The organism is Aciduliprofundum boonei T469 (assembly GCF_000025665.1).
GTDB lineage: Archaea > Thermoplasmatota > Thermoplasmata > Thermoplasmatales > Aciduliprofundaceae > Aciduliprofundum > Aciduliprofundum boonei.
Genome location: NC_013926.1, coordinates 715,725 through 738,340 on the forward strand (window position 1 = coordinate 715,725; position 22,616 = coordinate 738,340).

Annotated in this window: 25 protein-coding genes and 1 tRNA gene; 5 read left to right on the forward strand and 21 right to left on the reverse strand. The window is 40.9% G+C overall.

Going from position 1 to position 22,616, the window contains the following annotated elements; genetic code table 11:
• The first annotated feature begins 57 nt into the window (after window positions 1-57).
• The gene (locus ABOO_RS03780) at window positions 58-2,010 is read left to right on the forward strand and encodes a glycosyltransferase family 2 protein (protein WP_008081998.1); all 1,953 of its coding nucleotides are present in this window, start codon (window positions 58-60) and stop codon (window positions 2,008-2,010) included.
• A gap of 1 nt (window position 2,011) precedes the next feature.
• Here the strand turns inward: ABOO_RS03780 and map are convergent, their stop codons facing one another.
• Together map and ABOO_RS03790 are read right to left on the reverse strand one after the other, a co-directional pair.
• Window positions 2,012-2,875 (reverse strand): type II methionyl aminopeptidase, encoded by an 864-nt coding sequence (map, locus tag ABOO_RS03785; protein WP_008082360.1) that lies wholly within the window; start codon window positions 2,873-2,875, stop codon window positions 2,012-2,014.
• A 2-nt stretch (window positions 2,876-2,877) separates the two neighbouring features.
• Window positions 2,878-3,447 (reverse strand): L-threonylcarbamoyladenylate synthase, encoded by a 570-nt coding sequence (locus ABOO_RS03790; protein WP_012997219.1) that lies wholly within the window; start codon window positions 3,445-3,447, stop codon window positions 2,878-2,880.
• 73 nt (window positions 3,448-3,520) lie between these two features.
• Here ABOO_RS03790 and ABOO_RS03795 point away from each other — a divergent pair, with 73 nt between their 5' ends.
• Both ABOO_RS03795 and ABOO_RS03800 read left to right on the forward strand, forming a co-directional pair.
• Window positions 3,521-4,735, forward strand: coding sequence for a tRNA (N(6)-L-threonylcarbamoyladenosine(37)-C(2))-methylthiotransferase (locus tag ABOO_RS03795; RefSeq protein WP_012997220.1), 1,215 nt, complete (start codon window positions 3,521-3,523; stop codon window positions 4,733-4,735).
• Window positions 4,736-4,791: 56 nt separating this feature from the next.
• Window positions 4,792-5,163: a cell division protein SepF gene (locus tag ABOO_RS03800; RefSeq protein WP_012997221.1), complete on the forward strand. Its 372-nt coding sequence runs from the start codon at window positions 4,792-4,794 to the stop codon at window positions 5,161-5,163.
• Here ABOO_RS03800 and ABOO_RS03805 read toward each other — a convergent pair whose 3' ends face one another.
• The 3 genes from ABOO_RS03805 to ABOO_RS03815 all read right to left on the reverse strand — a co-directional run bounded on the left by ABOO_RS03805 (window position 5,164) and on the right by ABOO_RS03815 (window position 8,387).
• The gene (locus ABOO_RS03805) at window positions 5,164-6,243 is read right to left on the reverse strand and encodes an ATP-NAD kinase family protein (RefSeq protein ID WP_008082282.1); all 1,080 of its coding nucleotides are present in this window, start codon (window positions 6,241-6,243) and stop codon (window positions 5,164-5,166) included. It lies immediately after the preceding gene.
• The gene (gene rsmA / locus ABOO_RS03810) at window positions 6,221-6,937 is read right to left on the reverse strand and encodes a 16S rRNA (adenine(1518)-N(6)/adenine(1519)-N(6))-dimethyltransferase RsmA (protein ID WP_008082620.1); all 717 of its coding nucleotides are present in this window, start codon (window positions 6,935-6,937) and stop codon (window positions 6,221-6,223) included. The genes ABOO_RS03805 and rsmA overlap by 23 nt, the downstream gene beginning before the upstream one ends.
• 217 nt (window positions 6,938-7,154) lie before the next feature.
• Window positions 7,155-8,387: a PPC domain-containing protein gene (locus tag ABOO_RS03815; RefSeq protein ID WP_008082586.1), complete on the reverse strand. Its 1,233-nt coding sequence runs from the start codon at window positions 8,385-8,387 to the stop codon at window positions 7,155-7,157.
• 104 nt (window positions 8,388-8,491) lie between these two features.
• Here ABOO_RS03815 and ABOO_RS03820 point away from each other — a divergent pair, with 104 nt between their 5' ends.
• The gene (locus ABOO_RS03820) at window positions 8,492-8,659 is read left to right on the forward strand and encodes an AbrB/MazE/SpoVT family DNA-binding domain-containing protein (RefSeq protein ID WP_008082093.1); all 168 of its coding nucleotides are present in this window, start codon (window positions 8,492-8,494) and stop codon (window positions 8,657-8,659) included.
• A gap of 57 nt (window positions 8,660-8,716) precedes the next feature.
• On the opposite strand, the gene ABOO_RS03825 is transcribed toward ABOO_RS03820, so the two are convergent.
• The 7 genes from ABOO_RS03825 to ABOO_RS03855 form a co-directional block, all read right to left on the reverse strand.
• On the reverse strand, window positions 8,717-9,265 hold the full coding sequence (locus tag ABOO_RS03825) for a DUF655 domain-containing protein (protein WP_008082088.1): 549 nt from the start codon (window positions 9,263-9,265) through the stop codon (window positions 8,717-8,719).
• Between the two features lie 12 nt (window positions 9,266-9,277).
• The gene (locus tag ABOO_RS03830; RefSeq protein WP_008082188.1) at window positions 9,278-9,592 is read right to left on the reverse strand and encodes an RNA polymerase Rpb4 family protein; all 315 of its coding nucleotides are present in this window, start codon (window positions 9,590-9,592) and stop codon (window positions 9,278-9,280) included.
• Entirely contained in the window at window positions 9,592-9,882 is a 291-nt protein-coding gene (locus ABOO_RS03835; protein WP_008082306.1) for a 50S ribosomal protein L21e, read from the reverse strand. The genes ABOO_RS03830 and ABOO_RS03835 overlap by 1 nt, the downstream gene beginning before the upstream one ends.
• A 115-nt stretch (window positions 9,883-9,997) precedes the next feature.
• Complete coding sequence (locus ABOO_RS03840) at window positions 9,998-10,828, reverse strand: transposase (RefSeq protein ID WP_008082381.1); 831 nt, start codon at window positions 10,826-10,828, stop codon at window positions 9,998-10,000.
• 52 nt (window positions 10,829-10,880) lie between these two features.
• Window positions 10,881-12,116 carry a UbiD family decarboxylase gene (locus ABOO_RS03845; RefSeq protein ID WP_008082692.1) on the reverse strand — a complete coding sequence of 412 codons (1,236 nt, stop codon included), beginning with the start codon at window positions 12,114-12,116 and terminating at the stop codon, window positions 10,881-10,883.
• A 15-nt stretch (window positions 12,117-12,131) separates the two neighbouring features.
• Entirely contained in the window at window positions 12,132-12,950 is an 819-nt protein-coding gene (locus tag ABOO_RS03850) for a PP-loop family protein (protein WP_008082051.1), read from the reverse strand.
• A gap of 52 nt (window positions 12,951-13,002) precedes the next feature.
• Window positions 13,003-13,087: transfer RNA gene (locus tag ABOO_RS03855), tRNA-Leu, on the reverse strand.
• A gap of 75 nt (window positions 13,088-13,162) precedes the next feature.
• Between ABOO_RS03855 and ABOO_RS03860 the strand changes: the two genes are divergently transcribed.
• Window positions 13,163-13,426, forward strand: a complete 264-nt coding sequence (locus ABOO_RS03860) for an Rpp14/Pop5 family protein (RefSeq protein WP_236614074.1) — start codon at window positions 13,163-13,165, stop codon at window positions 13,424-13,426.
• Here the strand turns inward: ABOO_RS03860 and ABOO_RS03865 are convergent.
• From ABOO_RS03865 to ABOO_RS03905, 9 genes are read right to left on the reverse strand one after another with little or no spacing between them, the layout of a single operon-like run.
• Entirely contained in the window at window positions 13,416-14,153 is a 738-nt protein-coding gene (locus tag ABOO_RS03865; RefSeq protein WP_008082137.1) for a phosphoglycerol geranylgeranyltransferase, read from the reverse strand. The genes ABOO_RS03860 and ABOO_RS03865 overlap by 11 nt on opposite strands.
• Before the next feature lie 8 nt (window positions 14,154-14,161).
• Window positions 14,162-14,983: a UbiA family prenyltransferase gene (locus ABOO_RS03870; protein ID WP_236614073.1), complete on the reverse strand. Its 822-nt coding sequence runs from the start codon at window positions 14,981-14,983 to the stop codon at window positions 14,162-14,164.
• A gap of 40 nt (window positions 14,984-15,023) precedes the next feature.
• Window positions 15,024-16,085, reverse strand: a complete 1,062-nt coding sequence (locus ABOO_RS03875; RefSeq protein WP_012997224.1) for a radical SAM protein — start codon at window positions 16,083-16,085, stop codon at window positions 15,024-15,026.
• A 35-nt stretch (window positions 16,086-16,120) separates the two neighbouring features.
• On the reverse strand, window positions 16,121-17,908 hold the full coding sequence (locus ABOO_RS03880) for a proton-conducting transporter transmembrane domain-containing protein (RefSeq protein WP_008081973.1): 1,788 nt from the start codon (window positions 17,906-17,908) through the stop codon (window positions 16,121-16,123).
• The gene (locus tag ABOO_RS03885; protein ID WP_008082251.1) at window positions 17,905-18,444 is read right to left on the reverse strand and encodes an NADH-quinone oxidoreductase subunit B family protein; all 540 of its coding nucleotides are present in this window, start codon (window positions 18,442-18,444) and stop codon (window positions 17,905-17,907) included. Before ABOO_RS03885 ends, ABOO_RS03880 begins: the two co-directional genes overlap by 4 nt.
• Window positions 18,444-19,682 (reverse strand): NADH-quinone oxidoreductase subunit D-related protein, encoded by a 1,239-nt coding sequence (locus tag ABOO_RS03890; RefSeq protein WP_008082654.1) that lies wholly within the window; start codon window positions 19,680-19,682, stop codon window positions 18,444-18,446. The genes ABOO_RS03885 and ABOO_RS03890 overlap by 1 nt, the downstream gene beginning before the upstream one ends.
• A complete protein-coding gene (locus ABOO_RS03895; protein ID WP_008082456.1) occupies window positions 19,679-21,019 on the reverse strand; it encodes a proton-conducting transporter transmembrane domain-containing protein in 1,341 nt (446 codons plus the stop codon). The genes ABOO_RS03890 and ABOO_RS03895 overlap by 4 nt, the downstream gene beginning before the upstream one ends.
• 5 nt (window positions 21,020-21,024) lie before the next feature.
• Window positions 21,025-21,651 carry a hypothetical protein gene (locus ABOO_RS03900; protein ID WP_008082341.1) on the reverse strand — a complete coding sequence of 209 codons (627 nt, stop codon included), beginning with the start codon at window positions 21,649-21,651 and terminating at the stop codon, window positions 21,025-21,027.
• Entirely contained in the window at window positions 21,648-22,607 is a 960-nt protein-coding gene (locus ABOO_RS03905; RefSeq protein ID WP_008082264.1) for a respiratory chain complex I subunit 1 family protein, read from the reverse strand. Before ABOO_RS03905 ends, ABOO_RS03900 begins: the two co-directional genes overlap by 4 nt.
• Window positions 22,608-22,616 lie beyond the last annotated feature (9 nt).

Below are 22,616 nucleotides of genomic sequence, written 5' to 3' on the forward strand. Positions count from 1 at the left end.
GTTTTTTGTCGAACTTAGAAAAAATATTTAAGTTTTATAATGCATTAACCAATTAAAATGAGAGCTAAGAATGTAATTCTCTTTCTAACCCCTGCGCTACTTAGCATCTTAATCATTTACTTAGTGGGATTGAGAACTCCTGCTGTGATATTCGGATATTTTGTTATATTGGATGTAGTTATTTCCCTCTTCTTCTCGGCTCTCTTTCTTTTTTACTGGAAAAAAGGGAAAAAGTATGATGAGTTCTTAAAGAATTACCTTGAAAATATACCAGAAGTTAAGGGTAAAGTGGCTGTGGTAATTCCAGTGTACAACGAAGAGCCTTGGAGAGTTGTTCAAACAGCAATTGCTGCAAAGATGGCAGCTCCTACAGCAGTGTTCGTGTTGGATGATTCTACAGATGAGAAAATAAGGGAAGAATTGGATAAATATGCGAGAGAGTATGGATTTCAGATATTTAGAAGGGATAAGAGAGAGGGATTCAAGGCAGGAGCGATTAATGCATGGCTTGAGAAATATGGAGATGAATATGATTTTCTCACAATATTGGATGCTGATCAAAGACCCTTTCCCTCATTTTTTAAATATACCTTGGGCTTTTTTAAAGATGAAAAAGTTGCATTTGTGCAAGTGCCCCAATATTATTCAAGAGTGAATTCTATGGTTTCATTATCTGCGTATATTCAACTCATACCATTCTTGCGCACAATTATGAGGGCTAGGCATATGAACGGGAGTGCATTTAGTTTGGGAAGTGGAACGATATACAGGATAAAAGCTTTGAAGGAGATTGGAGGATTGTATGAGAAGACAGTTACGGAGGATATTTACACTTCACTTCTCTTGCATGAGCGTGGCTATAAGAGCCAATACCTTGATTTGCCGCTTGTGTGGCATGGTGAAGCGCCCGAAAATATAAGAGCGTACTGGATTCAGCAAAACAGATGGGCATATGGCGGATTTCAAATCCTAAAAAAATTGCTAAATGCCAAGATGTCATTTGTTCAAATACTTGATTACTTAAATGGCGTGTTTTACTGGACACATGTGGGAATATTGAGTTTAGTGGATATCCTAGCTCCAATTCTCTTTCTAATCTTTGGGATATATTTTATCGGAATTCATCCTTTATTGTATTTGGGGGCCTACGGTTCTATATTTACCCTGTCTCTGATGTTTTACATAACCTCTATGAGAAAGTATGGGTATGGGCTTAGAGAGTACATTTATCATCAAGGTATCCAGTTTATAGCGCTTTATCCATCTATGCTCGCATTTTTCCAATGGTTATTTGGTAGAAAGAAATCATTTAGTGTCACCCCTAAAAATAAAGAGAGGGGGGATAAAAGGTATGCTTGGTACTTCTTATCCGTTATCATAATCCTTCTCTTCTCTGTGGTTTATAGTTCTTTCAAAGTTTTTTACACTCATTCTCTCCTTTATCCAGTTCTAATTAACATATTTTGGGCTATGTGGTGGGTAGTTATATCTTCATCTGCCCTTTATATTTCTCTGTCTCCTAAGGTTAAAGAAAAAGATAAGAAAAGGATAAAGCAAAGTTATAAGGGATTGGAAAGACCAGTAGTAAATATGCTATACTGCGGTATAAGATTTGAAAAGCTTCTTGGAGAGTACTACAAGGAACTCAGTAAAAAATATGGAGAATATTCTAAAACTCTATCAAAGATCGCTAATGATTCTTTCAAGCACGCTTATATCTATTCAAAGCTCCTTAAAAATGCAGAAGGGAGATTTAAAATTAAGGCTAACAAAAGATGTGTTGGGATGAAAGAGTACCTTAGCTCCATAGAAGAAAAGGTGAGAAAAGGATGTGATGGAAAGGAATTAAAAGATTGCCTAATGCCACAAGAAGAAATCTATATGTATGTTTACTCTAGCTTAGTTTTAGAAACTTGCATATATATCTCGAAAGAGCTGTACAAAGAGGTGGAAGAAATAATGCATGACGAGCTTGAGCACGATAAATTGGTTAGGGAAATGGCTTCTTAAATTATCTCGTAGTCACAATAACCTCATCGTCTGTTAGCACGATTGTATGCTCTGTCTGGGCCACCATTGCTTTCTTTCTCTCTTTTAATATTGGAAAATGGTAGAGTACTCCAAGGAGCGAGCCCTTCTTTAAAATGCCTTCATAGTTATCGTATTTCTCGCACCATCTTGCAGCGAAAGGTAGAGTTTTAAATTCTTCAAACATACTTGCATATGGCTCTTTTAATTTTTTTGTCTTTCTGAACATGTATATGTTTCCTCCAAGACCGTTGGTTACATATCCTCTTCCGTTTGTGGCAAAGGGCTCTATGGCAAAAGCCATGCCTGGCAAGAGCTTTGCACGAGAGCCATCATTGTAGTTTGGTATACTGAGGCCTTTGTGAAGAACATAGACATCAAGCTCATGGCCAGTTAGGTTTTTTATGGGTACGAAGCCGTGGAACCTTATGGTCTCTTCTACAACCTCTCCAATTTGAGAAACGAGTATACCCGGTCTTATGGCCTTTATCGCATTATTCAGAGCTTCAGCGGATGCATCTATTAATTCTTCCCATTTATTTGTGCCCACCTCCACGGTTACTGCGGTATCGGAGATATAGCCATCCACATGGGCACCAAGGTCTAGTTTAACAAGGTCTCCCTTTTTAAAATACTTATTATCTCCCTTTATAGGCGAGTAATGGGCAGCAATATTATTAACTGATAGATTCACAGGAAATGAGGGTTTTGCACCAGAATCCCTTATGTATTTTTCAACCTTTTCTGCAACCTCATAATATGATGCACCCTCTTTAATTAATTCTTTCCCGTACTCGCGGGCCTCCTTTCCTATTTTTCCCGCTTCAAGATACTTTTTTAAATCCATACTCATTCCTCCAGAATTCTCATTATTGATGCCATAGGTATGGCACCTTCCCTTATCAATTCTACTCCATCCACGAGCCTTATTATTGTAGATGGCTTTCCCATCAATCTTCCACAATCTAGGCGATATTTCACATCCAGTTTCATTGTGTCCTCTATTACGCTTGGTGCTTTTTCCCCGCTTATGTTTGCACTCGTAAGCGTTATAGGACCTATTTTCTCCATTAAATATATGGTTAGGGTATGAGCTGGAATTCTTACTGCGACGGTATCTCCGAGCCATTTTACTCCCTTGTTCCTTAGCACGAGAGTTAAAGGTCCAGGCATAAATGCTCTTATCAATTTCTCTGCCTCTGGAGTAATTTCTGCAATCTTACCCATCATCTCAATATTTGCAACACCCACGGGAATTTTTTTCTCTATGCTCCTTCCCTTAATCTTGTAAATCTTATTTATGTCTCCATCAATGCTCATGCATAGTCCGTAAAGAGTATCTGTGGGCATCACAACTGGCTCATTTTTTGCGTATTCTGCTATTTTATCCACACTCTCTTTTCTGCACGGGAGAATCACAATTTGATATGGATGTAGCGTATTTTAAATTTCTCATAGCAATTTTTTTATTCTAATTTCTTTTGCTACTTTCGTGAAGGTCTATCTTGAAGCCTACGGCTGCTCTCAGAATATTGCAGAGACGAATATGCTAGGCCAGGCGATGGGAGAAATTGTGAGCAGGCCTGAAGAAGCAGATGTGATTCTCATAGGCACCTGCGTGGTCATAGAGCACACTGAGAACAGAATGCTCAGAAGAATAGAAGAATTGAAACGATATGGAAAAAAGATTGTAGTTTACGGGTGCTTGCCCTCGGCTCGCAAAGAATTATTGGATATAGATGTTGTGCCCATTGCAACATGGGAATTTGAGATGGCTGGAGAGATTCTAAATTTGGATAGGTCTCCTATGGATGAGGTTTTTATATGGGATGCGGTAGCAACAATACCCATAGCAAATGGATGCCTAGGACAGTGCACATATTGCATTACACGCCTTGCAAGAGGAAGAGTAAAGAGCAGGAGCAAAGAGTGGATTTTAAGATTGGTTAAGAAGGCATTGGAGCAAAGAGCTGTAGAAATTCGCATAAGCGCTCAAGACACAGCTGCCTATGGGAGAGATATTGGCACCGAGCTTGCAGAGCTGATTAATTCCATTACCGCTATCCCTGGTAAATTTTACCTCCGTGTGGGGATGATGGAGCCAAGAGAGACATTGCGCATTCTCCCAGAGCTTATTGATGCTTATTCAAATCCTAAAGTTTACAAATTCCTTCATTTGCCTGTGCAGAGTGGAGATAATGAAATTTTGCATAGGATGAATCGCGGATATAAGGTGGAAGATTTTATTAAAATTGTTAGGAATTTCCGTCAAAGATTTCCCGAGATGACTCTGTCCACTGATATAATTGTTGGATTTCCTGGAGAGAATGATGAGAGCTTTGAAAATACGATGAAATTGATAAAAGAAATTAAACCTGAGATTCTCAATATAACCAGATTCTCCCCAAGGCCCAAAACTCCTGCTTATAAATGGAAAAGGCCAAGCACGAATAAAGTTAAAGAATGGTCTCAGAAATTAGCTGCACTGCATATGGAAAATATGCATAAAAGGTTTGAGAGTATGCTTGGAAAGGAATTTAAGGTTATAGTTCCATCTAGGGGAAAGAGGGGCAAATACCTTGCAAGAAGCCAAAATTATGAACCTGTGGTGCTGGATAATGCGGTGATTGGCAGAGAGTATATAATTCGGATAACTCACTACGAGAAAAGCCATCTGGTGGGAAAAATATTGGAAAATGAAGCATAATTGAGGAAAAATTTTTATTCATTGAAATTCTTACCCTCTTATAGAGGTGGTTTAAAATGCCAAGTTTTCTGAAGAGGAGGTTAAAGCCAGAGGGTTTCGGTACACCGCAGCCAAGGAAGTATATAGATTTGAATGAGTATGATACTGGAGTTGATATAACTGCCACTGGCCCAATGGTCAGGGTGGCTGAGATTTACAGATATGAGGATTTGCGACATCTCTCCGATTTTGTGTATAACGGAGATGTTTTGATATTGGATTACACATCTATAGCAAATGACGATTTGACTTTGAGACGCATAATAAGTGAGCTCAAGAGCATAGCTAAGGATGTTAACGGCGATGTTGCGGGGATTGGCAAGAATTTCTTGATGGTTACTCCTACGGGAATGAAGATAAGCAGAAAGAAGATAAGGGGTACTGAATAATTACTCTACCCTCATCAATTTATATTTTCCATACCCAACTAGTACTTTATAATATCCCCTGAATTTTTGAGCATTTTCTAAATCAATTCTCAATTTTTTCAACTCTCTTACTTTTCTCGGAGTGGCTACGATTATAATGTTTTCCTTCCCAACCTTCTCTAAAACTCTCTCACTAAATTGCTGGTTACCACGCCCGAAGATAAATCCTTGAGAACCAATGGGCGTGATAACTATCTTTACCTTTGGATACTTATCTATCAATTTCAAAATATCATTTTCGCTTAAGTCCCTCGCAATTATTTTCCCGTTGTAGAGTCCATCCACGCCGAGAAGCGTTTTTTCCACGCCCAAAGCTTCTGCAATTTTATTAACAGTGGTTCCAGCACCTAGGAGATATAATGTGTTTCTATCCATATTTTCCACAAAAAACTCAGCGATCCATTTTTTATCTTCCTCCTCTTCCTCATCTACATACTCGCTCTTGCTGCTTTGAATTAAATCTTCTACATAGGGAGTTTTTGCATAGGCAAATAGTTTTATTCTCAACTTATTTTTTCGGTAAGCATCTTCATCGATGTCCAGCACTTCAGAATCCATCAATTTTGTTTTTCCCTCTAAAAAATATACCACAACTTCTGCCGCTTTTTGAGGATTAACTGCAAAGATTGAAGAGTACATTTTAACGCCACTTGGCACGCCCAAAATTGGTATTTTTGAATCGGCAATCTCTACAACATCCCTTGCAGTCCCATCTCCACCTACAAAAACTATGAGCCTTGCATTTTCCTTCACAAACTCCTTTACTGCTCTCTTTGTATCCTCCGCGCTTGTGTTTTCAGGAGCATTATAAACGAGTTTGTATGGAAACTCAAATTCTTTCAAAATGTTCTCTCCCATTTTTCCAGATGCCGTAAGAAATTCAATATTCCCCTTCAAATTCTTTAAAAACTCCCTTGCCCTCTTTGCCGCTATGGGCCTTGCTCCCCGCTTTATTGCCTCATCTAAAACTCCATCTGTGCCCTTGAGAGCCACAGCTCCACCCATTCCAGCAATTGGATTAATTACGAATCCTATCCGCATACTGCACCACCTCGCATATTTCCTCTGGGCTCAGTTCTTCCACTCGCCTATCTCCGTATGGTACCTCTCCTAATATATTTCTTATCTTCTTTCTCCTTTGTTCAAAAAGTTTGCGTACAAATTCATTCAATTTATCCTTATCGTAGCAGAATCTATCTTTTTTTGTTATTTTGACTATTGCAGAATCGACCCTTGGTACTGGCCTGAAATTGCCCCTCTTTACCCTTTTCAATATCCTCGCTTCACCGTTGTAGTACATCATCACACTTAACCTGCCATATCTTTTGCTCCCTGGTTTTGCAACCAAGCGTTCAGCGAATTCATATTGAAGCATAAGTATGCCCCTCTCAAACTCGTACTCTAAAATTTTAAAGAGGAGAGGTGAGGAAATGTGATAAGGAATATTTGCTACAATCTTATTGAATTTAGGAAAATTAACCTTTAAGGCATCTCCGCATATAAGATGCAATCTACCATCCTTTATATCATCTTGAAAAATTATGTTCAGGTATTCACACAGCGTTTTATCAATCTCAATAGCGTAAACTTCGCATTTTTCAAGAAGTTTGCCCGTTAGTATGCCCTTTCCTGGGCCTATCTCCAAAACTATATCGTTTGGCTTTATCTCTGCTTCTTTGACGATATAGTCTGCAATTTTTGGATTTATTAAGAAGTTCTGGCTGTAACGGGACATTAGCTCTAAATGCATTTTGGATATTAAAAGAATGTCTATATTCTGGTGGTTGCCAGTATTATTATGGTGGTTACTATGTAATCTATTGAGGCCACCAAACCTGCAATGGCAAGGACTTTCAATATTCTTTGAAATGTTGTGGAGTTCATTAGAGAACTTAACTTCTTATGTCTTTATTAAGCTTATTCAAAAAATAGTAAGAGAAGAATAGAAATTATTAAGGAGTTTTCGGTGGTTGTTGTATTTGTGTCTTCTCTTTTTTGCCTCTTGATACCTTTACAATCAATATTATAATAAGAACTATGATAACTATGGCTATTATTATTCCTCCAAGGCATGTTGTAGCTATGACATTACTCATTTGTTCTACATCCGAAGAACCGGTTTTTAAATGTGGAGTTATTGTATAGTTAACCGTGTTGTGATATTCATATGCAGTAACTTTAATATAAATTGTTCCAGATTCCCCCAAAGTTTCTGTGTTTACATATCCTTTTGTTCCGTATTTCCAGTCTACTACATTGCCGGCGGAATTATATAAGGTAACATCTATCTCTCCACCATTGCTGGTAAATGAGACATTTAGTAATTTTCCTTTGGGAACATTTATTTTATACCAATGTGCCTCAAAAGAGCATTTTATTTCATCAGAAATTGTTTGTCCATTTGAAATCCCTTGAGCACCGGCCATAACATCTCCCGGTCTAAACTCGGCTCTTAGGGTATATCCACTATATTCCGAAAGTTTGGAATTAGCAATTCTGAGATATACAGTATAAGAAGATGTAGACTTGGCATCATAAAATGTTGTATCGCTACCCCCATTCTCTGCATATGCCGGTGAACCAATACTTTCACGATTTTTGTTATACAGTTCTAGTTCTATTTCTGAGTTACTTTTTGCTGTGAGTGTAACTAAAAGTGCCTTGTAAGGTGGAACATTTATTTTGTACCAATGTGCTTCTAATGAACCTTTCAACATACCTGATATATTCTTGCCAGGCTCTATTTCCTGTGCGCCAGCCATAACATCTCCCGGTCTAAACTCGATTTGTATAGTATAATTACTAGATGTAAAAAAGTGAAGATTTGATATTTTGATATATACCGCATAGGAAGTGACTGATTTTCCATCATAAAATGCGTAATCTTTTTCACCATCATTTGCACTAGCATGACCCCATAATCCTACATCTTGTCTTTCATTATTATATATTTGGAGAGATACCCACGCGTTATTTCCTGCAGTCAAAGTCACTAAGATTGCCTTATATGCTGGTACATTTACCTTATAATAGTAGTCACTAGTAACCATTCCACTATAAGTTCCCTGGCCAATTACTTTTGCGTCATCAAAACTTGTTCCCTCTGCTGCCGCAAATATGGCAAAAAACCCAGTAAAAATCATTGCGGCAGCAATGGTGGTCACTAATATTTTAGCAGCTCTCATTTAATCACCGATGAAGTATATATTTTTTAACCTATTTAATCTTTTTCTTGTAATCTTGTTTCAGTGTAATCGATTTTTATTTTAAATCCTATTAACTTGCAGACATGAAAAAAGATTTCTTTGCTTTAGCAAAAGTTACTATAAGAAAGCAGATAGCAATTCCCAAGAAGGTGCAGGATAAATTGGGTGGTGTTGAAGAAGGCGAGTACATACTTTTTTACGAAGAAAATGGTAGAATATACATAAGAAAGGGTAAAATCAAGCCCTTATAATTTATACACAAAAAAGAGAGTAAATTATGAAAATCAAAAATTTGTGACTTCTACAAATTATCTTGCCACGAATATCTTGTACTTCTCGTGCCTGTGTTGGAGCTCGTAGAGAATGCGGTTCACAATGAGTTTAACAGGATGATGAGTAAGTTTTACTCTATTGCGCAGATCCTCAAAATCCTTAAAAGGACCTTTTTTTCGCTCTTCGAGTATAGCCCACATTGTTTTCTTGCCCAATCCTGGAAGAAGCTCAAGCATATGTAAGCGAGTAGTTATTGGATGTGCTTCGTTGAAGAATTTGATAAAGAACTCTTCTCGATTTTTCACTATATCCTCTAAAACATAGGGAAGTTCGCTCTTTGCTGCGTGTGTGAGTTCATCATATGCGATTCTCCTTTTCACATGCTCAATCTTCTCCCTTTTGTTCAAATCTTTTCCTATGTAGACTCTCTCTCCAATTACAATAGAGACATTTGGCTTGGGTATTAGTTCAAAAAGTTTAAATTCATTATCTCCCACAGCTATGGCTAGTGGAGTTCTCCTAAAACTTTTTTCTTCAGCCCTACCCTGTGGTAAATAATCCAAAATATATGCATAATCTTCCAATTTCAAACCCCCTTAGATGTACTTGGCCACAATATCCAGAATCTTCTTTATGTCTTCAGGGGGAAGAACTATTTTCTCTTTTGTATAAAGAACTCTAACCTGGTCTGGATGTATTGGTAATATATCTGCAATTTTTACAGCATGTCTCTCATCTACAAAATCAAGTTGCATAAGCTCCTCTACAAGCTTCCTGGAATCTTCAGCACTAAGTTTTGCAAATTCCTCAGCATGAGCTAATGCAGATTTTTGTAAGGAATTCAAATCTCTCTTTTCATTCTCCTCTCTAAGAATATCCTTAACCTCCGCAAGAGTGAGGTATTTAGCCATTACTTCACCTTCCTAAGATGTACAGGATGCACGATTAATGTCTTGTATTTTCCCCCATCTCTAATCCTAACTTTGTAAGCACGACCCTGCATACCCACAATCTCCCCAGTATAGCCATGAAAACGGTGATGTGGGAAACCATGGTGTACGGAAGGATCTATAACTATGGAAGCTTTCTCACCAATCTCAAATTTAGCAAGGTATCTGCGTATGGGAGCCATACCTCTCTCCCTAACCTTCTTCCTCATCTTCTTTCTCGACCTTGCCCTTGGACCATGTGACATCTTCATTCATATCACCTTTATGGAGTGGGTATAAAAGATATGCCATATATAAGTTTTCCTTATGAGGTTAAGTTGAATTCCTCGAAAAACATGAAAAAAGAAGAATAAAAATAAGGAAGGATTAGACATAGAGATCATAGGCAAGAACTTTGAAGAGCAGGAGTTTAGAAGCACCAGAGAAAGAATGGGAAAATATGTAATCTCCAACAACTCTTTTGAAAGAGTGGAAGACTGATTCAATTACATTTCTATGCGAGTACTTCTTTTTCCAGTCAGGTGATTTGCTCTTTTCTAACAATCTCCTTCGCAATCCTCTTCTTGCTTTATTACGGATTGCTATGTATGGAGTTCCTCCTTTATTCAGAACAAATCGTATGTTACGTAGAGAATCATAGCCCTTATCTGCATACACTTCTTTTACTCTCTCTTCCTCCAAAAGAGGAATGAGGTACGGTGAATCGTTAGTGTGCCATTTTGTAACTATTGCATTGGTAATGAGCTTCCTCTCAATATCCACAGCAGCATGCAATTTCAATCCTTCTCTTATTTTTCCTACTTCTCCGATTCGCTGTGTGTAGTAGTATGAACGGTAATAAATTTGAATACCTGTGGAATCCACTGCAAATTTATTGGGTATTCCCATTATTTTCACTATTTCTCTAAGCACAATGCGAATCCATCGTTCTGGTATTCTTCTCAACTCTCTTGAAATTGTGCTTTTATGGGGGATTTTCTTCAATCTCATTACCCTCTTTATCTTTCTCATTTCTCGCACAATCTGGAGCATTCTTTCTATGCTTCCTGCATACTGCACCAGCACTATCAGCATTATGTGCTGGTGCAGAGTGTAGTCCTTCCTAGAATACTTGCTCCAGTAAAGCGGGAGTTTCGCCCTCTTCATTGCTCTTAATCCTATCTTCACAATCTTGTATAACTCTAATTTCCTGCTCATCCTTTATTTATCTCTCCTATTTTATTTTTCTGTAGGGTTGCAACTTACCCCCTTATGAAACCCTCTTAAACTCATCTAATTTACCTAATGGTGCTGTAGCATCTATACCAATTTTTGTAGTTAAATGCTCCTTACCATAAGAGCTTGGATCCAAGGAACTTCCCCACACCCTCTCATATATCACAAGATCTCTATCTCCCTGGAACCTGGTAGCTATGGCAAACTCTACATCCTGCATATTGTGAATATCTATGTCTTCATCCACTATGACCACATGCTTCAAGCTCCCGTGTCCCTTAAATGCGGCCTCTATTGCCTTCTTGCCATCCTCTTCGTCTTTTTTGCGAATCTTCACAACTCCATGCAGCCATGAGCATCCACCGGGAGTGAGATACACATCTTGAACATCCACACCCTTATTTTTTATTTCCCTGTATATTGTCGGCTCCCGAGGCATGCCCATGAGGTTGTAATGCTCGTAGCCACCGGATAAAAGGAGGTGGAATATGGGGTTGCCTCGATGATAGAATTTCTCAAATACAACCACGGGCTGTTTTCGTACAATATCGTATGTGCCTGTAATGTCCACGAATGGCCCCTCATCCACATACTCATCTATTATTCTTCCCTCCAGCACAATTTCAGAATTGTAGGGTACGAGAATACCATTGGGAAGACGCATAACTTCCTCCTCTCTACCGAGAGCATTTAGCTTTATGGCCGAGGATATGCGCAATTCTTCGTGCTCCGAAGATGTTGCAGCTGCAAGGAGCATATTCGGCTCGTTGCCTATTGTAACTGCTATTTTCAGTTCTTCCCCATGCTCTACAGCATCCTTATGCATTCCGTAAAGGTCCCTGGGCACCAGGCGAATGGCGGCTCTGTGCTCATCTAAGAGCATCATGCGATGGAAGGATGCATTTCTTTTTCCCCCGTATTCTGCATATACTATCGCTGATGTGATGTATCTGCCCCCATCTTTGGGATAGTATTTTGGAAATGGAAAATATAATAATGAGAAATCCTCACTGCACATATCCAAATCAACAATTTTGTAATCTTTTGGCTCTTCTATGCTCTTTAACAGGAGGGGAAGCATGTGCATATTAAAAAACACCTCAAATCTCCATCTCTCGCTCCAGAGATTGGCTACTGCATTGTATCCATTTATATCTTCAAAATAGAGAATTTTCTTTCGCTCCTTCTTCATCTCCTCTGCCACTTCCTCTAAGCTTAATCCCTTAAAATTCACCACATCCCCAAAGAGTTCTATGTAATTGGCAAGCATAGTGGCATTATGTATTCAATTCTTATAAGGGTTGCCGTATCTATCGCGCAACTTGCAAAAAGCGCAAATTTCACCACTTGTAGGCTCACCGCATTTTTTGCATTCTCGCAGCTCTCTCCTCTCCTCTGGAAAGAAATCTGCCATCTCCCAAATGGAGAGAATCATCTGGTACCTGAAATTCTTCTTTTCTGCCTCTATTTCGTAGAATATCTCTTTCCAGCCTGAGAACTTTGCTAGGGGACATTTATCAGAGGAGTAGGGCACATTGTTGAGCTTTGCATACATCCCTATCTCCTTATCCCCTAAGAGATAGAGAGGTCGAATCTTTGGAAGCATCTTTGGGTGCTCGCTTGGTAAATACGGTACCATGTTTCTGTTCCACTGATAATTTTTGGCAAGTGTATTTTTGAAGAAGAAATCCAGGAAATCATCCATATTGTGCCCCGTGGTAACAACGCTTGCTCCATTCTCCCTTGGCACCTTGTTCATCAGGTACCTCTTCACCGTTCCGCAGGCGGAGCAGGGTTTTCTTCTCACATTTTCAATTCCGAACCCATACTCCTCTCGGAGGTTTGTGACGATGAGCTCCACACCATATTCTTTACAAGCATTCCTTACTAATTTCTCCATCTTATCCGAATGCTCGCCGATTCCCAGGTTTATAAAATACCCAAATATATCGTAATCTCTCTCAGCAAAGTAATGCAGGAGCACCATACTATCTTTTCCTCCGCTGAGAGCTATGGCAATTTTTCCTTCAGGCTTGTATTTCTTTAGCACTTTTTCAATTCTTCTCTCAAATAACCTGTTGAAATCCTCCTTGCAGAGGTTCATTCCGAATGCGTACGTAACTGCCTCTTTACCACAAATCTTACACCGCATAAAATGCGGGGGGTGGGATTTGAACCCACGAAGGCCTACGCCACCGGATCTTAAGTCCGGCCCCTTTGGCCAAGCTCGAGAACCCCCGCCTCCAAGGATTATGGGATTTTAGATAAAAATCTTTTGGGCAATAAAGATTTATCATGTGCCTCTATTATGTTATTGTGGTTGTGAAAGATAAGATTGGAAGAAGAAGGTATATATTGCTTAAAAATGAGCCCAAAATTAGAAAATTGATAAATGAGATTAGAAAAATAGATTCTTGGGCAAAAATCGTGTATTATGATGATAATTTTGCAATATTAAGATGCAGACATTGGTACAAGGATGATATTTTAGAAATATTGCACAATAATGGAATAAAAACTTACAGAACATCTGGAACAATTAAAAAAACAAAAAGAATAATGCAAGGAATCAAACTTTAATTGCCTTAACAATTTCTGATACAGCAGCTTTTATATCCTCTACCTCTTCAACAAGGGTTCCTGTTACAATGATATCTGCACCTGCTTTTACAATATTCCTTGCATCCTCTGCTTTCCTTATTCCTCCACCGACAATTAACGGAATATCAATCCAATCTTTAACCACTTTAACCATCTTCGGTGGTACTGGCTCTGGAGCTCCACTTCCTGCTTCTAGATAAACTAGCTGCATACCAAAGTACTGAGCTGCAAGAGCATATGCAGCAGCCATTTCTGGCTTATCTCTCCTTATCAACTCCGCCTTACCAACTTTTCCCACAGTCATCCCTGGCTCTATGATTATGTAGCCCATTGAAATGGGCTCAATTCCAAGTTTCTTTATTATTGGCGCGCCCATCATTTGCTGCCTAATTAAGTATTCAGGGCTATTTGAGTTCAGTAAGCTCATAAAGTAGATGGCATCTGCGTATTTCGATATAACATGTGCACCGCTTGGGAACAGAATTATTGGAATAGGAACCGCTTCCTTTATCTTTAGAACTGTTTCATCGACCTTTTCCCTGCTTAGATCTGTGGAACCTCCTATCATTATTGCTCCTGTGCCAGCCTCGTACGCCTCTTTCGCCATTTTCGCTGCTTCTTCCGGACTTTGCTTTGCAGGGTCTATTAAAGTCATATGCATTTTTCTGGCACGAATCTCATTTATTATGTAATCCATAACTTTCATTTTATCACCTATGTTAATCCTCCAATCATGTATGCAATCAAACCTATTATCATTCCAACTTTGGCATATTGCTGTCCTTTCCTTGGATTTTTAAATTGGATTAATGCGGCATATATGAATATTGCGTCTGAAATTAGAACGGTGGAGAGATAGTAAATACTAAAACCCATACATACATATGGTAAAGGACTAAATGCAACTGCAAGGATGAAAAATATTAGGGCTATTATACCTGCCTCTGTTCGTCCAACTTTTTTTGGAAGTGTTATACGATTTATATCCCCTTCCATATCCTCAATATCCTTGACTATCTCCCTTCCCAAATTTGAAGCAAAGGCCATTAGAGCGAATATGGTTATTCGAAGTATGGCTTCTACGCTAAAAATTGCAGCACCAAATATGAAAATTAGGCCCACAAGGATACTTATAGTGGTATTCCCAGAAAGCCCTTTGTTTTTCAAATTTGATTCATAAACATACATGGCTATTTCTGCCGCAATAGCAATTATCAATGTAATAAAGTTGATGAGAGATGAAAAAATTAGAGCCAATATAAACATAGATATGCCAAAAATTAGAGCATTCTTAGGCTTGATCTTACCAGATGGTATGGGTCTCTCGGGGTGATTAATCAAATCCACTTCCTTATCATAATAATCGTTTAGAGCGTTTCCCCCTGCAACTGCAAAAAACACAACAAACATTCCAAATATTATATTAAGCCAGTAATTGCCTATGGTATGACCCTTAACTATTATGGCAACCATAATTATCGCTATGGATGCCATTGCGCAGTTGATGGGACGCATTAATTTAATGTATGCATTCACAAGAGGGAAAATAGAAGGGAGTATTATAATACTTTTCCACTCAGTTCAATTTTATCCTTTCAACCTGCAACTTATCCCAAGTTGGATATTCTTCAACTTCGTATGCATCCCATGGCAGTTCCCCAGCAATATCCTCGAGAATGTAGGGGGAGATTTCAACCCTATTGCGTTGAGAATTTATAGAGATTAAGTTATCAGGAATATTGTACCTATCCTTCAAATATTGGTATATTTCTTGTAAATTTTTTCCCTCGATTATCCCTAAAATCAAAGTGGCATCCTCCGTGATTTCCTCATAATCCTTCTTTATATTCTTTGCTCTTCTCATAAGCCTTCTGCGCATTTGTATTCCATCCTTGAAGGCAGAAGAGCAGTAATGCACTACTATGTCCCAGTCCATACCAACAACCTCATAGGCAACTTCTTCGCTTCCTTTCACTGCGGAGGAAATATCATTCTTTGGCTCATAACCGCGCATATTTAGCTCCCTATAATTTGTTTCAGAGAATTCAAGCTCGTTTAGATTTACAAAAACGCCCATATCGTTTGCAAATTTTACCAACGCAATAAGCTCATCTTTCATATCAGGAAGCACGGGTACTTCAATTCCCGTATCCATTCTACTTTCAATTGCCCAATTTAAGCGCTTCTCGTATATGCTTCCCTGCATTTTTGTCCATAATTGAGGAGGTGGATGAAAGCGAATCTCATCTAAGCCTGCATCTGCCAATTTCTCTATTTTCTCTTTGCTTCCTGAAGCAGTATAAAGGTGTATGTGGTGCTCTTCTCCGAAATTATCCTTGAGAAGATGAATATAGTGAATAACTCTATCAACCATCTCCATGGGATCTCCGCCTGTTATTCCTGTTCCCTTCGAATCTATCAATCTTGCCTCCAAAAGAACATCCTCATCGCTATGCACGGGCATTTCATCTGCAAAAATGACATCCCTATTCATCTTCTCCTTGCTGAGAGGGCAGTAGAAGCACCCGGCATGGCATATACCCGTTACGAAAAGAACCATCTTTGCCCCTTCTTCACAAAGTTTACAACCTCGTACAACCGGTTTATTCGTAGCAGCACCCAGTGGTAAGAGAATCATAAAAGTAGAGAAAGAAAGTGATATAAAATTGTTTCTCAAAAACTGTATGCTGCCACGAAGATAATGAGCAAAAGAGTCAATAGGATGTAGAGAACATATCTCCTGTCGTTTCCGGGCATTAGGGCTTTCCTGAATCTCTCCGAGGAATACACTGCAAATTTGGATATGGAAAGGTATGAGTTATGAACCATGTCTCTCTGTTTCATCTCCTCCGTTCTGAAGAGCCATTTCTGCGTTAGAAGTAGTATGGAAGAATGCCCTCTGGTTGGATACTCCTCGTTCCTAAGACCTCCGCTCCACGGCTTCACCTTTCTTATTTTCCACTTTGCTCTCATGGCAGCGTAAACTATGCCAAAGTTTATGGCTATGAACAGAGCAATCATCGTAGGAGATAGCACACCGAATCCCTTACCGGAGATTATCAGCATCCCATTGGGTATTCCCAATAATTTCCCGAGATATTGCTTAGAGGATATCCCGGTTATCCCCATAACCGTCGGAGAAATTATTGAGAAAATATACTGGGGAAAGATACCTGCAAGAAGAAGCACTCCAGCGCCTATTCCAAAGCCGATGTCCCCCAAATTCGCATTCTTTCTCTCTCTTCTTTCTACCCCGTGGACTATGAACTTGCTCATGGCGATTATGCTTATCCCCGCAGTTAGAGCAACCAGTGCCCCGATAACCACGGTCACAAGGCGAACCAGTATGTCGGATATGTAGAAAGATTGGAACATGGATTCAAGGGCTGCCCACTCTCCGATGAACCCTGGCAACGGCGGGACGCCCGCGAGGGAAATGGCAGCTAAGTACCCTGCAAGGGCTGTCCATCTTGTAAGCGAATATTTATTTCCCAAATATTCTCCCCCACTCTTTTCCAGATGCCCGGCAACAGCAAATAAAAGAGATTTCGCGATTGTGTGCGCAAACGCAAAGAACAATAGGGCGAGAAGGATGAATCCTCCGATGACCTGTTGAACTTCGTACGTTACTATTAAAGCTCCGGTCATAGCTATTAGGACTCCATCATTCTCAACTGTGCTGTACGCTGGCAATTTCTTAACATGGTCACAAACAGCGGCGTAGAAAGCACCGATTATTGCCGTTATGCCACCCATTATCAAAATCACGAGGCCAACCCATGATGCAGGGATTCCGAATTGTAAGAACGAAATCATGCCGAAGAGTCCCATGAGAGTCATAACCGCACTGAGCTGCGAGGACATGTTTGCAGGGGCCTTTGAGTGTGCTTCCGGAAGCCATATATGGAAGGGCACCACGGCCATCTTAATCATGAATCCCAAGGCAAGGAGAAGGTAAATTAGGCTCCAATTACCCAAGGCATGCCACGCGGAGAATATTATGCTTCCAGATTCCGCGGATGCCCAAGCGAAGCCGGTGAGTATCAAAAGAGTGCTCAGTTCTCCAAACGCGAGAAACATGTAGGCAGCTCTCTTTGAATCCTTATGTAAATATATGCTCACGAACGATGCGATGGTCATTCCTTCCCATCCGATTAGGAAAGAAAGGGCATTGGTTGATGTGAGAATTATAGTCATTGCTCCCGTGGTGAACGCAAAGGTGCTGGCCAGCAACCCGCTCTTTTTATCGTAGCCTACAGAGTAGAGGGATAGAAATAGCCAAGCAATGGAGGAGAGAATTATGAAATAACCGCTTATTTCATTTCCAATTTCACCCAAGAAAGAGAAGTACAACAGCAGCGATGAGCCGATGGCAGTAAGAAGGTAAGATGTCATTTTAAATTTAAATCCGAGGAGTCCAGCGAGCAGATAAACTGAGAGAACAATCAAAATGGGATTCATGGGTTCCACCTCCCTGTGAGCATCAGGAGAGCTTTAAGTATCGCAATAGGTTGCGGGGGACAGCCGGAGACGCGGGCATCCACTTTTATTATTTTCTCTATTTTCTCGTTGGCACAGGCTCCAGCGGTCACAACTATTTTTGGTTTGGGCATTTGCTCATACGCCTCTTTAAGCACTGGAATCATCTTCTCCGTGGGCTCGCCTATCACGAGGAGGATGTCCGCATGCCTTGGCACGGGCGTGAAGAAGAAGCCGAGGCGATTCATATCGTACTGTGGAGCACCTAGCAATGAGATTTCCCTATTACATGAGCTGCAAGAGCCAACATCTAAAACGAATATGTGCACCGATTTATTGAACGGTATTTTCCTACGCACTTCTATTTCATCATCCCTTTCTTCGCATCCATTCATGCACGAGTTGAAGCAGGAAAATCCGCAATCTTTGTCATAGAGTGATTTCGGTATGGATTTATCCTCCTCTTTTGGGAATTTCGTTGTTATTGTGCCTCTTTTTAGGCCTTTTGCAAGCCACATCACCCCCACCTCCCGAAAATGTCCGCGTCTGAGAAATACGCACCGAAGCTGTCCAGAGCGAAGGGGAAATCGGTGAACACATTGCCCCGAATTCCCACGGAGAAAGCGTGATACATCACCAGAGAGGGCGGACGTATGATTATTTCTCTCACCCTCCCTTTTTCAATTTTCACACCCATGTAAATGTCTCCGGGGGGCGCTTCCGCCATACCCTCGTAGAAACCATCCTTCTTCGCGTTTCTCTTAACTTTGCATTCTTTCAGCTCTATACTCTCAAGTATTTCAAAACTCTTTTCCACCTCTTTCACTCGTATCAAAAATCTTGAAAGCGAGTCGCCGTAGCTCTCCATGGGCGGAGAATAATCCCCATATAGATCTTTGAAAATTCCAATTTTTCTCGCATCTCTCAGAACCCCGCTGGCCCTCGCCGGAATACCAACCCCATCGTTCCTTAAAATATCCAGCTTTTTAAGAATGCATGTGGTCTGAAGTCTATCGATGAATATTCTCGAATCGGATAATTCTTCCGCTGTCTCTAAGAACCATTTTTTCAGCTCGCTTAAATTTTCATGGAATTTATCGTATTTCCTCGGACCGGTACGCAGGAAGTTCATGCCGTAGCGATGGCCCAGAGTTTTAAGATTGAGGCGCAAAAACTCTTCTGTTATGGCAGCGAGATGCATGTTTGCCACCTTCTGCGACGCATCCCCCGCGAGCTTGTGCATAACCCAGATGTGATTGTGCACCCTCTCCAACTCTTTCGCAAATAGTAAATAATCGGGGCAATCAATTCCAAACACCAGCCCGTAGAATAGCGAGGCGTAGGAAATTGAAAACTGCCCGGTTATTCTCTCCACGTAAGGCAAAGCTTCCCATGGCTCCTTTCCGATGGCTTTATTTAACATTTCTCTCTTTTTGAATCCCAGATATGGAACGAGGGAATCTATTCTCTCACCGCAGGTTGCTATTTTGAACGCTCCCGCCTCTCCAAGTCCACCAGCGGCTGGGCCATAAGTAAGCACCTTTCCGCAATCCTTCGCTTCTATCTCATAATTATTCATGAAAGCCCTCGCGAGCGGTCTTCTTTCGTAGAATCCCTCTGGTATATTTTCCCACAAAGTGTGCTTTATCTCTCCGTTTTCGTAGTTTGTCCAGATGAAGCGATAACCATTATTTTCAGGGAGTATGGCAGTCAGCGCGTCATTGATTTTCATGGGGTCTTTGAACTCCTCGCTCATAGGTTCCACCCCCAGAAGTAAATAATGAGGATTAGAAATAGAGATGCAATTGAGATTCCGAACGGAACCATTGACTCGGATAATTTTATCCTCCCCTCTTCGCCGTCGGAGAATAGCATTGATACTACGTGATAATTGAGCGCTAGAAAAGAGAGCAGAACTCCGGAAATCAGGAAGAAGAACAGCCATGGATGAGCGATAAGCGCGATGAAAATTCCAAACTCTCCGAAAAACATTGCAAATGGCGGGGCTCCTGTGACTGTCAGTGCGGATACCAGAATTGCGAAACTGAGTGTCTTTGAAGTTTCAATTAGATTTCTTATCTCACTTATTTCCTCTTTTCCGTGCCTCTTGAGCGTGCCTGCCGAGAGGAACAGCGCGGATTTACCGAACGCATGAGCGAGGAATACAACGAGTACAAAGTAAATGGCGCTGGGATAGAAATAGGTCAGCGATATTCCAACGGTGGCTATTCCCATAACATCCATACTGGAATAGGCGAATAATCTCTTCGTTCTTTTCTGAGAGATCATAAGCAAAGATGCGACCCAGATCGTGAGAATTCCCAAAATCGCCGTGAGGTAGAATAGAGGAAGAGAATGCATGACCCCGTAAATCCTGTAAAAAACAATAAGTGATGAGGGTAAAAGGGCTCCGGATAGAAGGGCGCTCACGGGGGAAGGTGCAGTACCATGGGCATCGGGGAGCCATGTGTGCATGGGAAACAGCCCCGCTTTGGTTCCAAACCCGATGAGAGCGAGGGAGCCAACTAAAAGCGCACCTTTTGAAATCGTTGCGTTTACCCATGTGAACCCTCCCGTGATTCCTCCGTAGAGAATTATTGAAAATAGCCCAATTGCAAGGCCTGATGAGGCGATGAGGACATAGCGCCATGCGCTCTCAACATGGCTCTTTTCCTTCTCCATGAGAATGAGAGCTGCACTAATCACGGTGGATGCTTCCAGCCACAGCCACGCATAGCCCAATGAGGGTGTGCTTACTGCCAATAACATAGTGAGAGTAAAACCGGCCAGCAGAGACCAGCCGTAGTTGGGCGAGATGAAGAATCTTTTTATGTTTCGCATGCAAACATTGGCATGGAGGGCGGCGAAGAGGTAAATCATGGTGATGATGAGAAACATAACCTTCGTTACAAAGTCCACATACAGCCAAGAATTGTGGAAATCTGGCTGGATGAGAAGATAGAGGGACAGAATGAAAGCCACAGAAGAAGCAAGGATATTGCTCAGTGTGGCCAAGGTGTTATTCTTAATCAGCGAAATAAGAGAGGCCCCGAGAACGGCGACAAATATTCCATATATTGCAATTTCCTGCATTTTCATCACCCCGCAAGCTCCTCAATTTCCATGGGTCCGTACTCTTTCTCCGCGCTGAGAATTACCGCGAGAAGAACTGCGCCAATCACATCTAACAAAATTCCAACTTCCAGCAAAAACCCGATGGGGTAAAAGACGATTCCTAAGTAAAGTAAAGCGTTCTCTTCCACAATGTACCCCGAAATTTGGGCCAGTGCGTTTCTCCGCATAACAATTATCAAAAGACCGAAGAGAAGCAGAATGAATGGGATCATGCCCTTCCATGTGCCTATGACATTGTAAATGACGAGGTACGCTATGATTCCAACTATCGCGGTTATTATTCCCGCAATCAGAGAGGACTTTGCCTTGGCTCCGAACTCTCTGTGCTCCCACACTCTCTCCTTTTTTATATCTTTTAGAAGAATATTGGGAATTAGCCATGCCCTGAAAATCAGCGTGAATATTGCTAGAGCTATAAGCTCCCACATTCTAAGGTAGAACCCAACTATTCCTATGAGAAGCGATAGAATTATGGTCTGCGCCTGAAGATGCCTTATAACGCTGTGAATATAATTCTCCGCAATTATTACAAATCCGTAGAGGAGAATGAGAACTCCTAAAAAATCTATTGTGGCCTCGTATGCTATCATTGGGGCACACCTCCCACCAGGAAGAAAGATATCACAGCTAAGAGCGCGGTGAGGTACGAGAAGGTGAGATAATCAATAATTTTGAACAGGCGAATCTTCGCCACGGAAATTTCCACCAAAACGATGGCAAATATCACAACGAGCATTTTCACAAAGAGCAAAGCAATACCGTACAGGATAGTAAGAGCATTAACCTGAAGGGGTATGAACCACGGCATTGCAAATACATTTATGAACACGGAGAAGAGGATGAACTGCTTCATGTATGAGCCCCACGATTTTAACGCGTATAGCGGCCCAGAATATTCCAAACCCATTCCCTGCCCGATCATTCCCAATTCTCCCATTCCGTGACTCTCTATGGGCAATTTTCCGGTATCGAAGAGAAGAAGAAGGAAGAACGCAGTAATGAGAAGAATATGCGTGGGGGAGAGCATCCACGATAGATTATTCCTCAACGTTTCATTTGTCAGGAAAGGATTGTTCGTTCCCGTGATTAGTGCGACTCCAAAGAAAACGGTGATAAGGACAGGTTCGGCGAAGGCGCCGAATGTAACTCCTCTTGTGGCACCTATGCCCGTGTAATACGAGCCAGTTTTTTCAGTTCCAATCACAGAGAAGAAAGATGCGAATCCAAATAAGAACGCCCCGCCAAGGAAATCCACCAGCGGTGCGAACCACGAGGGAGAGCCGAACACTATGGGCACAACCCATGGTAGAATCAGGTATGCGGTGAATGAGAGCATGGGCGCCAAGATAAAAAGAGAACCCGCATCTTCTGGCACAACTATCTCCTTCTTGAAGGACTTGGCAAGGTCGTAGTACGGCTGGAAAATGGATATACCCTTTCTGGATTCAAATTTAGCTTCCCATTTCTTCAATATACCTACCATTAACGGCGAAAGGGCTAACACGGTCAATACCTGCACTAAACCTGCTACTATCTCAGGGATCATATGGCGTCA